Origin of the sequence: Curtobacterium sp. Curtsp57, from assembly GCF_047324335.1 — a bacterium.
GTDB lineage: Bacteria > Actinomycetota > Actinomycetes > Actinomycetales > Microbacteriaceae > Curtobacterium.
On the sequence record NZ_CP168511.1, the window covers coordinates 2,487,809 to 2,501,977 of the forward strand.

At 68.3% G+C, this 14,169-nt stretch carries 12 protein-coding genes and 2 tRNA genes; 3 read left to right on the forward strand and 11 right to left on the reverse strand.

Annotated features, from left to right (window positions below):
- Positions 1–105 precede the first annotated feature (105 nt).
- Entirely contained in the window at positions 106–1,911 is a 1,806-nt protein-coding gene (pknB, locus tag ACEN9V_RS11710) for a Stk1 family PASTA domain-containing Ser/Thr kinase (protein WP_413600463.1), read from the forward strand.
- Positions 1,912–2,061: 150 nt separating this feature from the next.
- On the opposite strand, the gene ACEN9V_RS11715 is transcribed toward pknB, so the two are convergent.
- Positions 2,062–2,706: an anthranilate synthase component II gene (locus ACEN9V_RS11715; protein WP_413600464.1), complete on the reverse strand. Its 645-nt coding sequence runs from the start codon at positions 2,704–2,706 to the stop codon at positions 2,062–2,064.
- Positions 2,707–2,788: 82 nt separating this feature from the next.
- On the opposite strand from ACEN9V_RS11715, the gene ACEN9V_RS11720 reads away from it, so the two are divergent.
- Entirely contained in the window at positions 2,789–3,043 is a 255-nt protein-coding gene (locus tag ACEN9V_RS11720) for a cell division protein CrgA (RefSeq protein WP_281266310.1), read from the forward strand.
- Between the two features lie 284 nt (positions 3,044–3,327).
- Here ACEN9V_RS11720 and ACEN9V_RS11725 read toward each other — a convergent pair whose 3' ends face one another.
- Together ACEN9V_RS11725 and ACEN9V_RS11730 are read right to left on the reverse strand one after the other, a co-directional pair.
- A complete protein-coding gene (locus tag ACEN9V_RS11725) occupies positions 3,328–4,182 on the reverse strand; it encodes a rhomboid family intramembrane serine protease (protein ID WP_413600465.1) in 855 nt (284 codons plus the stop codon).
- 2 nt (positions 4,183–4,184) lie between these two features.
- Positions 4,185–4,724, reverse strand: a complete 540-nt coding sequence (locus tag ACEN9V_RS11730; protein WP_281266308.1) for a peptidylprolyl isomerase — start codon at positions 4,722–4,724, stop codon at positions 4,185–4,187.
- A 117-nt stretch (positions 4,725–4,841) separates the two neighbouring features.
- On the opposite strand from ACEN9V_RS11730, the gene ACEN9V_RS11735 reads away from it, so the two are divergent.
- Positions 4,842–5,417: a hypothetical protein gene (locus ACEN9V_RS11735; protein WP_281266307.1), complete on the forward strand. Its 576-nt coding sequence runs from the start codon at positions 4,842–4,844 to the stop codon at positions 5,415–5,417.
- 528 nt (positions 5,418–5,945) lie between these two features.
- On the opposite strand, the gene ACEN9V_RS11740 is transcribed toward ACEN9V_RS11735, so the two are convergent.
- The 8 genes from ACEN9V_RS11740 to gnd form a co-directional block, all read right to left on the reverse strand.
- Positions 5,946–6,018, reverse strand: a tRNA-Ala gene (locus ACEN9V_RS11740).
- Between the two features lie 10 nt (positions 6,019–6,028).
- A tRNA-Ile gene (locus tag ACEN9V_RS11745) sits at positions 6,029–6,105 on the reverse strand.
- Positions 6,106–6,180: 75 nt separating this feature from the next.
- Positions 6,181–6,588, reverse strand: coding sequence for a DUF3566 domain-containing protein (locus ACEN9V_RS11750; protein ID WP_022904049.1), 408 nt, complete (start codon positions 6,586–6,588; stop codon positions 6,181–6,183).
- Positions 6,581–9,211 (reverse strand): DNA gyrase subunit A, encoded by a 2,631-nt coding sequence (gyrA, locus tag ACEN9V_RS11755; RefSeq protein ID WP_413600466.1) that lies wholly within the window; start codon positions 9,209–9,211, stop codon positions 6,581–6,583. The genes ACEN9V_RS11750 and gyrA overlap by 8 nt, the downstream gene beginning before the upstream one ends.
- A 132-nt stretch (positions 9,212–9,343) precedes the next feature.
- Positions 9,344–11,326, reverse strand: a complete 1,983-nt coding sequence (gene gyrB, locus ACEN9V_RS11760) for a DNA topoisomerase (ATP-hydrolyzing) subunit B (protein WP_402727553.1) — start codon at positions 11,324–11,326, stop codon at positions 9,344–9,346.
- Positions 11,327–11,460: 134 nt separating this feature from the next.
- Entirely contained in the window at positions 11,461–11,961 is a 501-nt protein-coding gene (locus ACEN9V_RS11765; RefSeq protein ID WP_281266304.1) for a DUF721 domain-containing protein, read from the reverse strand.
- The gene (gene recF, locus ACEN9V_RS11770; RefSeq protein WP_402727552.1) at positions 11,961–13,187 is read right to left on the reverse strand and encodes a DNA replication/repair protein RecF; all 1,227 of its coding nucleotides are present in this window, start codon (positions 13,185–13,187) and stop codon (positions 11,961–11,963) included. The genes ACEN9V_RS11765 and recF overlap by 1 nt, the downstream gene beginning before the upstream one ends.
- 31 nt (positions 13,188–13,218) lie before the next feature.
- A complete protein-coding gene (gene gnd, locus ACEN9V_RS11775) occupies positions 13,219–14,106 on the reverse strand; it encodes a phosphogluconate dehydrogenase (NAD(+)-dependent, decarboxylating) (RefSeq protein ID WP_402727551.1) in 888 nt (295 codons plus the stop codon).
- Positions 14,107–14,169 lie beyond the last annotated feature (63 nt).

Below are 14,169 nucleotides of genomic sequence, written 5' to 3' on the forward strand. Positions count from 1 at the left end.
GCCGCCGACACCGTTCCGGTAACGGTTCGCGCGGCGGCCCCGCAGCCAGCGTCTCACCAGGATGGGCTGTCGTACACTTGCCCCGACGGACATTCGGAGGAGTACGTGCCAGAAGGTGTGACCGCGGGGATCACGCTCCTCGCAAATCGCTACGAGATCGGTGATGTCATCGGTCGTGGCGGCATGGCCACCGTGCACGTGGGCCAGGACACGCGGCTCGGCCGCCGTGTCGCCGTCAAGCTCCTGAAGCCGAGCCTCGCCAACGACCCGGCGTTCCGCACGCGCTTCCGGCAGGAAGCACAGGCCGCGGCGCGGATGGCGCACCCGACCATCGTCCGCGTCTACGACGCCGGCGAAGAGACCGTGACCGAGCAGTCCGGCGCCGAGGTGCAGGTGCCGTTCATCGTCATGGAGTACGTCGAGGGCCGCCCGCTCAGCGAGGTCATCGGCGACGGACCCGTCGAGCCGGACGAGGCCGTCCGCCTCACGAGCGGCATCCTCACCGCGCTCGAGTACTCCCACCGCGCCGGCGTCGTGCACCGCGACATCAAGCCCGCCAACGTCATGGTGACGGCCACCGGGCAGGTCAAGGTGATGGACTTCGGCATCGCCCGCGCCATCACCGACACGTCGGCCACGGTGGCGCAGACGACGTCGATCCTCGGCACCGCGTCGTACTTCTCCCCGGAACAGGCCCGCGGGGAGACCGTCGACGCGCGCACCGACCTCTACTCGACCGGCATCGTCCTCTTCGAGCTCCTGACCGGCCGTCCGCCGTTCCTCGGGGACTCTCCCGTCGCCGTCGCCTACCAGCACGTCAGCGAGCAGCCCGTCGCCCCGTCGACGATCACCCCCGCGGTGTCGCCGGCGCTCGACGCGGTCACGCTGCACGCCCTGGTGAAGGACCGCACGCGCCGGTTCCAGAACGCCGCCGAGTTCCGCCGCGACCTCGAGCAGGCCGCCGCCGGGCAGGTCCCCGCGTCGACGAAGAAGCTGCAGCAGAGCGCGAACGACGCCTCGACCGTGCTGTTCGGCGTGAACCCGCGGACGACCTCCAACCCGGAGGTGGCGTTCCGCGAGCTCGACGACACGCAGGAGCACCGTCCACAGCGCACGCAGAACCGTCCGCCGGTGGCGTGGATCTGGGTCGGCATCGTCCTGACGATCGCCGTGATCGCCGGCGTGATCTTCTGGGTCGCGAACCTGCAGCCGGGTCAGGCCCCGGTGTCGTCGTCGGTGAGTGTGCCGAACGTCGTCGGCGCCACCTACGACTCCGCCGCCAAGGCCCTCGAGAAACGCGACCTGGTGCCGGTCAAGGTGGAGCAGAACTCCGACAAGGTCGACAAGGGATCGGTCATCCGCACCGAGCCGGGGTCCGGCACGAACGTCGCCAGACAGCAGAACGTGCGTGTGGTCGTCTCACTGGGGCCGGAGCAGATCGCGGTCCCCGACGTCGCCAACCAGTCCCAGGACGCCGCACAGCAGGCGCTCGAGGCCGCTGGCTTCGCAGTGGGGGCGGTCAACTCGACCTACTCGCCGACCGTGCCGGAGGGCACCGTCATGTCCACCGACCCCGCGGCGAGCTCCACGCACACCAAGGGCACGGTCGTGAACCTCACGGTGTCGAACGGCCTGGTGCAGCTCCCGGACGTGACGCAGCAGCCGTTCTCGACCGCGAACTCGACGCTCGCGAACCTCGGTCTCACCGTGAAGCAGCAGGCGTCCTACTCGTGCACCGGTGGCACGGTGACGCAGCAGGACCAGCCGGCCGGCGACATCGCGCAGGGCAGCACGGTCGTGCTCACCTACTGCGCCGCGTCGAACCAGCCGAGTGCCCCGGCGACCCCGAGCGGCGGCGACGGTGGGGACGGCAAGGACAACGGGGGCGACGGCGGCGACAGCGGCAACTGACCGCCGGTCCGGACCGACCGTTGGTCTCGGCCCACCGCCGGACGGGAGGCACGGTGCCAGCCCGCCACGAGCCTCCAGGCCGACCACCGGCCGCGTCCACGGCCCGGGTGGGCCGATCAGGTCAGGTGAGGTGACCGGTCGCGGGACCGTTCAGGCGCGGTGCGCCGCGATGAGCGGGCCGAGGCCCGCTGCGCGCTCCGCAGCGCCGGAGAGTCCGGTCGTCTCGAGCCAGTTGCCGACCATCCGGTAGCCGCCCTCGGTGAGGACCGACTCCGGGTGGAACTGCACGCCGTAGACCGGCGCGTCCTGGTGCTGGACGCCCATGATGACGCCGCCGCCGGTCCGCGCGGTCACGGTGAGCTCGTCGGGCACGGTGCCGTCGACGATCGCGAGCGAGTGGTAACGGGTCGCCGTGAACGGGTGCGGGACGCCGGCGAAGAGGGTGCTGCCGTCGTGGTCGACCTGCGAGGTCTTCCCGTGCATGAGCTCTTCGGCGTGGGTCACCGTGGCGCCGAGGGCTTCGGCGATCGCCTGGTGGCCGAGGCAGACACCGAGCAGCGGCTTGGCGCCCGCGATGGACGCGTGGACGGTCGCGATCGAGATGCCGGCGGCTGCGGGTGTGCCCGGGCCGGGAGAGAGCAGGACGCCGTCGTACTCGGCGATCCGGTCCGCGATCTCGGACTCGGGGAACGCGTCGTTTCGCACGACGTCGGTTTCCGCGCCGAGCTGCTGGACGTACCCGTTCAGCGTGTAGACGAAGCTGTCGTAGTTGTCGACGACGAGGATCCTGGTCATGATCGATTCACCGTACTCGTGAGGGTCGTGTGCAGCCTCCGTGGAGCCTGTGCACACACATGTTCACGGTAGGATACCGGCCATGGCCAAGGACAAGGACCGCACCAAGCCCGCCCGGAGGACCCGAGCCGACTCGGTCGACACGGCGGGCGACCAGCCCAACCCCGTGTGGTTCAAGCCGGTCATGTTCGGCTTCATGCTCGTCGGACTCGCCTGGGTGATCGTGTTCTACGTCTCGCAGGGCACCCTCCCGGTTCCCTCGCTGAACTCGTGGAACATCCTCATCGGCTTCGGCATCATGTTCATCGGCTTCCTCATGACCACTCGCTGGCGCTGACCGCCCGCCTTCCGCGTCGTCGAACGCCCGCTGCACCGATCGGTGCGGCGGGCGTTCTCGTTTTCCACAGGCCACTGTGGAATCAGCGCGGTTTTTCCGCGTTCTCCACAGTTCGACGAGTTCTCCACACGGTGTCCCACACCCTCGTCCCCGAGTTATCCACAGGTGAATCCACAGTGGGGATAATCACACCCGTGTAACTCACCAAGTTGTCCACAGGTACGAAAACGCCCCGCCACTCCGGGGAGTGGCGGGGCGTTGCATGCTCCCGCGGTCGATGCGCTTCAGTTGAACGCGATCGCGTACCCGACGTACGCCAGGACGACGATCAGCACCGCCTCGGCGACGAGCAAGGCGATCTGCAGACCGCGCTTCCGGACGTTCCGGGTCTTCGCGAAGATGTACCCGGTCAGGAAGCCCGCAGCGATCCCGCCGATGTGCGCCTGCCACGAGATGTTCGTCCCGGGCAGGAACCCGATCAGCAGGTTCAGGCCGATGATCACGAGCAACGAGACGGCGTTGCCACCGAGGCTGCGCTGGATCATGAAGAATGCGGCGAACAGGCCGAAGATGGCTCCGGAGGCGCCGACGACCGACGTCTGGGGAGCGAGCAGCGTGACCGCCATGGATCCAGCCAGGCCCGAGATGAAGTACAACGCCAGGAACCGCCAGGTCCCGAGCATGTTCTCCAGCATCCTGCCGAAGATCCACACCGCCCACATGTTGAAGGCGATGTGGAAGAAGCCCGAGTGGACGAACAACGACGTGACCATCCGCCACGGCTGCGTCGGCAGGTAGTAGGCGTTGTAGCCGAGCAGCTGGGTCAGCGCCCGGTTGGACACCTGGTCCAGCAGCCAGATGACCACGGAGACGGCGACGATGACGACGGTCGCCTTCTGGTCGAGCATGGCGAAGCGCCGCCGCGCGACCGTGACCCTGCTCGGGGCTCCGGACGCGCGGCGGTTCGCCGTGAACTGCGCGCGCTGTTCGCGCACGCACTCAGGGCAGTGCACCCCGACCGCCGCCGGCGTCTGGCACTCGGGGCAGATCGTCCGCCCGCACCGTTGGCACAGGACGAAGCTCTGCCGGTCCGGGTGCCGGTAGCAGTAGTTGGCCGGGTTGTACGCCTGGTCGGTCAAGGTCAGACGGACTCGACGTCGATGCTGTTGATGACGACGTCCTCGAGCGGCTTGTCGCGGCCGTCGGTGGGGACGCCCTCGATCGCGTCGACGACCGCGCGGGACTCGTCGTCGGCGACCTCACCGAAGATGGTGTGCTTGCCCTGGAGCCACGGCGTGGCCACGGTCGTGATGAAGAACTGCGACCCGTTGGTGCCGCGGCCGCCCTGGATGCCGGCGTTCGCCATCGCGAAGATGTAGGGGTTCTGGAAGGTGAGCTCGGGCGAGATCTCGTCGTCGAAGCGGTAGCCGGGGCCGCCGATGCCCTGGCCGAGCGGGTCGCCGCCCTGGATCATGAAGTCCTTGATGATGCGGTGGAAGACCACACCGTCGTAGAGCTTGTCCGTCGAGACCTTGCCGGTCCCCGGGTGGGTCCACTCCTGCTGGCCCGTCGCGAGGTCGACGAAGTTCTTGACGGTCTTCGGAGCGTGGTTGCCGAACAGGTTGACGCGGATGTCGCCCTTGTTCGTGTGGATCGTTGCGACAGCGGTGTGCAGAGACATGTTCCGATTCTCGCATGCGTCCGCTGCGTACAGACGGTACCCACAGGTGAGGCTCCGTGACCTGTCAGGTGCTCCGGTGGCAGGATGGGTGTCACGCCGTTCCGATGGAGGTACCAGATGACGACGATCGAACTGCCGCGCAAGCGCCGGAAGCAGATCAAGAAGCTCAAGGGCCAGACCGCCTCGCTCCTCGGTGAGCAGCGCAAGGTACTTGAGCACGCGAACGCGATCCTCGCCGAGGCCCGCTCGAACGCAGCCGATGCTGCTCGCAAGGACATCGCCCCCCGCGTCCAGCACGCGATCGACAGCGGGATCCGCCCGGCTGTCGCGACGGGCGTGCACGCAGCGACGTCTGCCGCGCAGAACGCCTCGCACCGCTTCCAGTCCGAGGTCGTCCCCGGCCTCGTGTCCACTGCGGGATCCGTGCTCAGCGTGGTCGACCTCGCGAAGGACCCCCGGGTCAAGAAGATCGTGAAGGACGCCCAGAAGAAGGGCAAGAAGGCGAAGAAGGCTGCCGCCAAGTACGTGCCGTCGCAGCAGAAGAAGGGCATCGGCTTCGGCGGAGTCGCCCTGATCGTGGTGGGTGTGGTCGCCGTCGCCGGTGCCGCCTACGCCGCGTACCAGACGCTGCGCGCCGACGACGACCTCTGGGTCGCCGACGACGCGGACTCGGCGGACAAGTCCGCCGCCTGACCTCCCGGTTCGTACGAAGGGCCCCGGCACACGCCGGGGCCCTTCGTCGTCCGCGCCGGCCCGGTGTCCGGGGGTCCCGGGCGTCCCGGGCATCCCGACGTCCGGGCGTCCGGGCGTCCGGGCGTCGGGACGTCCCGGGCGTCCCGGACGTCCCGGGGGTCCGGGTGCCCCAGGGTCCTCCGCCCGCACAACGCCGTCCCCAGCGGTCACGACACCCCGCTCACGCCCACCGACTGGTCGCATCCAGTCGCTCACGCAGCGCCGAACCGACGGTTCCTGACCAGTCGAGGGGGTCCCGGCGGGGAGTCGCGACCACTCACCGCGGTGCGGGGAGCGGGGACGACGAACGGGAGGCTCGTGGCGGCCCGGCACCGAGCCTCCAGTCCGCGCACAACGCACCACCCACCGGACGGCCGCGGCACGCGCAGAGCCGGCCATCGCGGAGCGGCGCGCCGAAGGCGCAGACGAACACCGCGACCGAACAGTCAGCGACGCCGCGCCGCAGGGGCTGCCGCGCGGATGAGATTGTGGAGCCTGGGAGAATCGAACTCCCGACATCCTGCTTGCAAAGCAGGCGCTCTACCAACTGAGCTAAGGCCCCCGGAAGGGGATGGTGGGGCTACAAGGACTTGAACCTTGGACCTCTTCGTTATCAGCGAAGCGCTCTAACCGCCTGAGCTATAGCCCCTCAGACCGGATGAAAGCCTACCGTACGAATCCGTCGGAACGAAATCGAGCGGGCGGCCCATCCGGACCGGGTGTGTCAGTTGTTCGTGAAGCCCACGAGCAGACCGCCCGTGATGCGCACGCTGAGGTTGTACAGCACGCTCACGATCGCGCCGAGAACGGTGCCGACGACCACGTTGAGGATGCCCACCACGATGGAGAACCCGAGCACCTGGCCCAGCGAGAACTGGTCCATGATCGAGTAGTTGTTCTGCCCGGTGACGTCCTTGAGCAGGGCGTCGACCTGGGTGAACACCCCGGTCTGGTTGAGGATGACCCACACCAGCGCCGTCGCGACGACGATCACGATGCTGCCGGCCAGGGCGATCAGGAAGCTGAGCTTCACCATCGACCAGAAGTCGACGTACACGAGCCGCAGCCGCACCTGACGGGTGCCGACGGGCCGCTTCGCCTTCTTCTGGAGCTTCTCGGCGACACTACTCATTGCTTGACTGGTCCTCTCCGGCCTCGGGCTCGACGGGGTCGGCGGCCGCTTCGTCCGGGCTGACCGACTCCACCGGGCCCGCGGGCTCGATCTCGGCGTCGTCCTGGTCGTCCAGGTTCCGCTCACTGTTCCGGGCCACCGCGATGATCCGGTCGTTCTCCGCGAACCTCGCGAAGACGACGCCCATCGTGTCTCGACCCTTGGCAGGGACCTCGGCCACGGCAGACCTTACCACCTTGCCCGACTGGAGCACGACGAGCACCTCGTCGTCCTCACCGACGATGAGAGCACCCACAAGGTCGCCTCGATCGGCCGCCAGCTTGGCCACCTTGATGCCGAGTCCACCGCGGCCCTGGGTGCGGTACTGGTCGACGGAGGTGCGCTTGGCGTAGCCGCCCTCGGTCATGACCCAGACGAACCCGTCGTCGGAGACGACCCGTGCCGCGAGCAGCGAGTCGCCGTCGCGGAAGGACATGCCCTTCACACCGGAGGTCGAGCGACCCATCGGGCGGAGGGTGTCGTTCGTCGCGGTGAACCGGAGCGACATGCCGTGCCGGGACACGAGGAGCAGGTCGTCGGACTCGTCGACGAGCAGCGCCGAGCGGAGCTTGTCGCCGTCGCGCAGGTTGATCGCGATGATGCCGCCGGTGCGGTTCGTGTCGTACTCGGTGAGCGCGGTCTTCTTCACCAGACCCTGCTCGGTGGCGAGCACGAGGTACTGCGCCGCCTCGTAGTCGCGGATGTCGAGCACCTGCTGGATCTGCTCGTCCGGCTGCATCGCGAGGAGGTTCGCCGAGTGCTGGCCCTTGGCGTCACGCCCGGCCTCCTGCAGCTCGTACGCCTTCGCACGGTAGACGCGGCCCTGGTCGGTGAGGAACAGCAGCCAGTGGTGCGTCGTCGTGACGAAGAAGTGCTCCACCACGTCGTCGGCGCGGAGCTGGGCGCCACGGACGCCACGGCCGCCGCGGTGCTGCGAGCGGTACTGGTCACTGCGGGTGCGCTTGACGTAGCCGCCGCGGGTGATGGTGACGACGACCTCTTCCTCGGGGATGAGGTCCTCGATGGACATGTCGCCGTCGTAGCCGAGCATGATCTCGCTGCGACGGTCGTCACCGAAGCGCTCGACGATCTCGTCGAGCTCCTCGCCGATGATCGAGCGCTGCCGGGTCTCCGACGCCAGGATGTCGTTGAAGTCCGCGATCTTGAGCTCGAGTGCCTCGGCCTCTTCGTGGATCTTCTGACGCTCGAGGGCGGCCAGGCGACGGAGCTGGAGCTCGAGGATCGCACGCGCCTGGATCTCGTCGACGGACAGCAGGTCCATCAGGCCGGTGCGGGCCTCTTCCACGTCGGGCGAACGACGGATGAGCGCGATGACCTCGTCGAGCGCGTCGAGTGCCGCCAGGTAGCCGCGGAGGATGTGGGCGCGCTTCTCGGCCTCGCGCAGCCGGTACTGGGTCCGGCGGACGATGACGTCGATCTGGTGGTCCACCCACGCCGAGATGAAGCCGTCGAGCGCGAGCGTGCGCGGGACGCCGTCGACGATCGCGAGCATGTTCGCGCCGAAGTTCTCCTGCAGCTGCGTGTGCTTGTACAGGTTGTTCAGCACGACCTTGGCGACCGCGTCGCGCTTCAGCACGATGACGAGGCGCTGGCCGGTCCGACCGGAGGTCTCGTCGCGGATGTCCGCGACGCCGGCGAGACGGCCGTCCTTGACGAGCTCGGCGATCTTGATCGCGAGGTTGTCGGGGTTGACCTGGTACGGCAGCTCGGTGACGACGAGGCAGGTGCGGCCCTGGATCTCCTCGACGTTCACGACGGCCCGCATCGTGATCGAGCCGCGGCCGGTGCGGTAGGCGTCCTGGATGCCCTTGACGCCGAGGATCTGCGCCCCGGTCGGGAAGTCCGGTCCCTTGATGCGCTGCATGAGCGCACCGAGGAGTTCTTCACGCGTGGCGTCGGGGTGCTCGAGCGCCCACTTCGCGCCGGCAGCGACCTCGCGCAGGTTGTGCGGCGGGATGTTCGTCGCCATCCCGACCGCGATGCCGACCGAGCCGTTCACCAGCAGGTTCGGGAACCGAGCCGGAAGGATCGAGGGCTCCTGCGTGCGACCGTCGTAGTTGTCCTGGAAGTCGACGGTCTCCTCGTCGATGTCCCTGACCATCTCCATGGCGAGGGGCGCCATCTTGGTCTCGGTGTACCGCGGAGCAGCTGCGCCGTCGTTGCCCGGCGAACCGAAGTTGCCCTGGCCGAGCGCGAGCGGGTACCGGAGCGACCACGGCTGCACGAGACGGACGAGTGCGTCGTAGATCGCGCTGTCACCGTGCGGGTGGAACTGTCCCATGACGTCGCCGACGACGCGGGAGCACTTCGAGAACGCACGGTCCGGTCGGTACCCGCCGTCGTACATCGCGTAGATCACGCGACGGTGCACCGGCTTCAGGCCGTCTCGGACCTCGGGAAGCGCACGACCGACGATGACGGACATCGCGTAGTCGAGGTACGAGCGCTGCATCTCGAGCTGCAGGTCGACCTGCGAGATGCGGTCACCGGAGACCACGATGTCCCCGCTGTCGCCGTGCACGATCTCGGGCTGCTCGTCGTTCGTCTCGTTGTCGTCAGCCATGTGGCTTCAGTACCTTTCTCGGCCATCCGGCCGACCCGACCTGGAGGCCGTGGTTCCGTTCGTCGCGCCGCGCGCGACCACAGGTGGTCTGGACCAGGGCGCGCGGCTGGCACCGCGCCTCCTGGTCGGGGATCAGATGTCCAGGAACCGGACGTCCTTGGCGTTCTGCTGGATGAAGGAACGGCGTGCGTCGACGTCCTCACCCATCAGGGTCGCGAACACGCTGTCCACGGCTGCGGCGTCCTCGAGCGTGACCTGCAGGAGCGTGCGGGTGTCCGGGTTCATCGTGGTGTCCCAGAGCTCCTTGTAGTCCATCTCGCCGAGACCCTTGTAGCGCTGGATCCCGTTGTCCTTCGGGATGCGCTTGCCTGCCGCGATGCCGGACTGGAGCAGCGCGTCACGTTCGCGGTCGCTGAACACGTACTCGTGCGCCGAGTTCGACCACTTCAGGCGGTACAGCGGCGGCTGTGCGAGGTACACGTAGCCGCGCTCGATGAGCGGCCGCATGTAGCGGAACAGCAGCGTGAGCAGCAGCGTCGTGATGTGCTGGCCGTCGACGTCGGCATCGGCCATCAGCACGATCTTGTGGTACCTGGCCTTGTCCGGGTCGAAGTCCTCACCGATGCCGGCGCCGAACGCCGTGATCATCGACTGGATCTCCTGGTTCGCCAGGGCGCGGTCGAGCCGGGCCTTCTCGACGTTCAGGATCTTGCCGCGGAGGGGCAGGATCGCCTGGGTCATCGGGTTGCGTCCCTGGACGGCGGAACCGCCGGCGGAGTCACCCTCGACCATGAAGATCTCCGACAGCGTCGGGTCCTTCGACTGGCAGTCCTTGAGCTTGCCCGGCATGCCGCCGGACTCGAGCAGGCCCTTGCGTCGCGTGGTCTCGCGGGCCTTGCGGGCGGCGAGGCGTGCCTGCGATGCCTGGATCGCCTTGCGGACGACGTCTCGGGCCTGGGTCGGGTTGCTCTCGAACCAGTGCGTGAGCTCGGTACCGACGACACGCTGCACGAAGGACTTCGCCTCGGTGTTGCCGAGCTTGGTCTTCGTCTGGCCCTCGAACTGCGGCTCGCCGAGCTTCACGGAGATGACGGCGGTCAGGCCTTCACGGATGTCGTCACCCGTGAGGTTGTCGTCCTTCTCCTTGATGATCTTGGCTTCACGCGCGTAGCGGTTCACGAGCGTGGTTAGCGCAGCGCGGAAGCCCTCTTCGTGGGTCCCGCCCTCGTGCGTGTTGATCGTGTTCGCGAAGGTGTGGACGCTCTCCTGGTACGAGGTGTTCCACTGCATCGCGACCTCGAGCGCGATCTTGCGCTCCGGGTCCTCTGCCTCGAAGCCGATGACGTCGGGGTGGACCAGGTCGGCCTTCTTCTGCTTGCCCAGGTACTCGACGTAGTCGGCCAGACCGCGCTCGTAGCGGAACGAGTCGTGACGGGACTCCTCGCCCTCGTCCGGGGTGCGCTCGTCCTTGAGGTTGATCCGGAGCCCCTTGTTGAGGAACGCCATCTGCTGGAAGCGCGCGCGGAGCGTCTCGTAGTCGAAGACGACGGTCTCGAAGATCTCGGCGTTCGGCCAGAACGTGATCGTGGTGCCGGTCTCGTCGGTGGCTTCGTCCTCGGACACGGGGGCCACCGGGACGCCGTCGGTGTAGCTCTGCCGGTAGACGTGTCCCTGACGGCGGACCTCGACGTCGAGCTCGGAGCTGAGCGCGTTCACGACGGAGGAACCGACACCGTGCAGACCACCGGAGACCGCGTACCCGCCGCCACCGAACTTGCCGCCGGCGTGCAGGACGGTGAGCACGACCTGGAGCGTCGAGACACCCTCTGCCGCGTGGACGTCGACCGGGATGCCTCGGCCGTTGTCGACCACGCGGACGCCGCCGTCTTCGCGGATGGTCACGTCGATGGTGTCGCAGTAGCCTGCGAGGGCTTCGTCGACGGAGTTGTCGACGATCTCCTGCACCAGGTGGTGGAGACCACGGGGGCCCGTCGAGCCGATGTACATGCCGGGGCGCTTGCGGACGGCCTCGAGCCCCTCGAGCACCTGAATCTGGTCTGCGCCGTACGACGGTTCGGGAGAGGTCTGGCGGTCGTCTTCAGATTCTGATGTCATGTCGAGAGTGCTCCTTGCCTGCGCGCGGAACACCCACGCACTGCACCGCCCAGTCTATCCCAGCAGCCCCTCTTTCGAGGGCGAAATCGGCCGTTTGACGGCCGATTTCGCGACCAGAGGATGATTTCGTCTGCTCAACCGTAGGTGTCGCGAGGACCGCGCCCCTGGACCGTCCTGGGGCCGCGTTTCCAGGTGGGGGCGTCCGGCCCGGAAACCCGGATCGATTCCACCCCCGCCTGCGGGTGCCGTTCCGCGATGGTCGTCGTGACGCTCGCGCGCATCAGTCGGAGCTGCGTCGCCCATGCCGTCGAGTCGCATCGGATGACGAGGGCGCCGTCCTCGATCGTGACGGGTCGGGAGTGCTTGGCGAGCTCGTCGCCGACGACGCTCGGCCAGTCCGTGAAGAGCTCCGAGCGGGCGAGGGGCTCCGTCCAGCCGAGTTCGGCGGCGAGGGATCCGACGATGTCGCCGAGGCCCTTCGGTTCCCGGCCGCGGCCGTAGGGCACGGTGTCGGACTCGAACTCCTTCGCCCGCCGGCGGCGTGCGTCGATGCCACGCTTGGACGGATCGCCGAAGACCTGCTTGAAGTGCATGTAGACCCGGCTGGGTTCGGTCGGCTTCCAGGGGCGCGGCATCAGTTGCCGGCTTCCGCAACGTCCGGCTCGGCCGGACTGGAGGCTCGGGTCGGGTCCGCCTCGTCGGTCACGATGGTGCCGTGCTCGATCCGGACCGTGTGCGCCGCCAGCTGCTGGGGCACGTCACCGAACACCGCGGCGGTGATGAGGACCTGCTCGTAGTCCGCCACCGCGTTGCCGAGGCGTTCGCGTCGCGACTCGTCGAGCTCCGCGAACACGTCGTCGAGGATGATGATCGGGTCGCCGAGGGTCGACTCGGCGCGGAGGATCGATGCACTCGCGAGCTGGATCGCGAGGGCGAACGACCACGATTCCCCGTGGCTCGCGTATCCACGGGCCGGTAACCCGTTGAGCTGGAAGAGCACGTCGTCGCGATGCGGGCCGGCGAGCGTCAGACCCCGGTCGAGCTCGTCGCGGCGACGGCGTTCGAGCGCACCCCGGAACGCCTCGGCGGCTGCGGGAACGGTAACCGGCTCGTCCGGTGTCCCGAGCACCGGATCGGTCGCGGCTGCGTCTTCCGGATCCCCGCCGCGGACCGACAGGACACCGGTGATCGATGCCTCGTGCCGCTCACCGGCGACGGTCGCGTAGGCCTCCGCCACGAAGGGTGCGAGCCGGCGGGTGAGATGGTCCCGCGCGGCGATGATCTCGGAGCCGAACGCCACGAGCCGCTCGTCCCAGACGTCGAGCGTCGCGAGCGATCCCGACTTCGCACCGGTCGCCCTGGCGGACTTCAGCAGGGTGTTCCGCTGGCGGAGCGTCCGGTCGTAGTCGGCGAGGACGCCCTGCATCCGCGGGGCGATCTGCACGAGGAGCTCGTCGAGCATGCGGCGTCGACCGGACGGCTCGCCGCGGACGAGTGCCAGGTCCTCCGGTGCGAAGAGGACGCTCGTGCAGTACCGCGGGAGCTCGCGGGGCTTGATCGGCGCCCGGTTGATCTGCGCCCGGTTCGACCCGGAGCGGTTGATCTGCACCTCGGCGAGGATGCTGCGTTCCTCGTGGGCGAGCCGTGCGCGGACGATCGCCGCGTCACAGCCCTGCCGGACGAGTGCCGCGTCGGTGGGGACGCGGTGCGAGCCGAGGGTGGAGAGGTAGGCGATGGACTCGACGAGGTTCGTCTTGCCCTGGCCGTTCCTCCCGACGAAGAGGTTCGGCCCGCGTGCGAGGTCGACGTCCGCCTCCCGGTAGTTCCGGAAGTCGGTCAGTTGGAGGTGGTCGACGTGCACGCGGGCCGATGCCGGGTTTCCCCGGGAAGTCCTAGGACTTCTTGACGGCGTGGCCGCCGAACTGGTTGCGGAGCGCCGCGACGGCCTTCATCGTCGGGGACTCGCTGCCCTGACGCGAGACGAAGCGCGCGAACATGGCCGCGGAGAGCGCGGGCATCGGGACCGCGAGCTCGATCGCCTCTTCGAGGGTCCAACGACCCTCACCCGAGTCGTCGACGTAGCCCTCGAGCTCGGCGAGCTTCGGGTCCTCGTTGATCGCGAGGACGAGCAGGTCGAGCAGCCAGGAGCGCACGACGGTGCCGCGCTGCCATCCGGCGAAGACGGCGGGGACGTCGGTGATGATGTCCTTCGCCTCGAGGAGCTCGTAGCCCTCGCCGTAGGCTTGCATGATCGCGTACTCGATGCCGTTGTGGACCATCTTGGCGTAGTGCCCGGCGCCGACGGCACCGGCGTGCGAGAAGCCCTCTTCACGCGGGCCCTCGGGGCGGAGCGCGTCGAAGACGGGCATCGCGAACTCGACGTCGGCGGCGTCGCCGCCGACCATCAGGCCGTAGCCGTTGTCCTTGCCCCAGACGCCACCGGAGACGCCGGCGTCCATGTAGCGGATGCCGTTCGCCGCGAGCTGCTCGGCGTGCTTGGTGTCGTCGAGCCACTTCGAGTTGCCGCCGTCGATGACGAGGTCGCCCTCGCCGAGGACCCCGGCGAGCTCGGTGATCACGTCGTCGGTGATCTTGCCGTGCGGGACCATGACCCAGACGAGCTTCTTGCCCTCGGGGAGCGCGGTTGCGAGTTCGGCGAGGCTGGCGACATCGGAGACGGCGGGGTTCGCGTCGTAACCGGTGACCTCGATGCCTGCGTTGCGGAGACGGGCACGCATGTTGTTGCCCATGCGACCGAGGCCGACAAGACCGATGTGCATGATTTCCTCTTCTGTTCGTCGTCGCGCTGATGCAGGGGTGGCGCGTCAGCGCAGTGTTCGGCT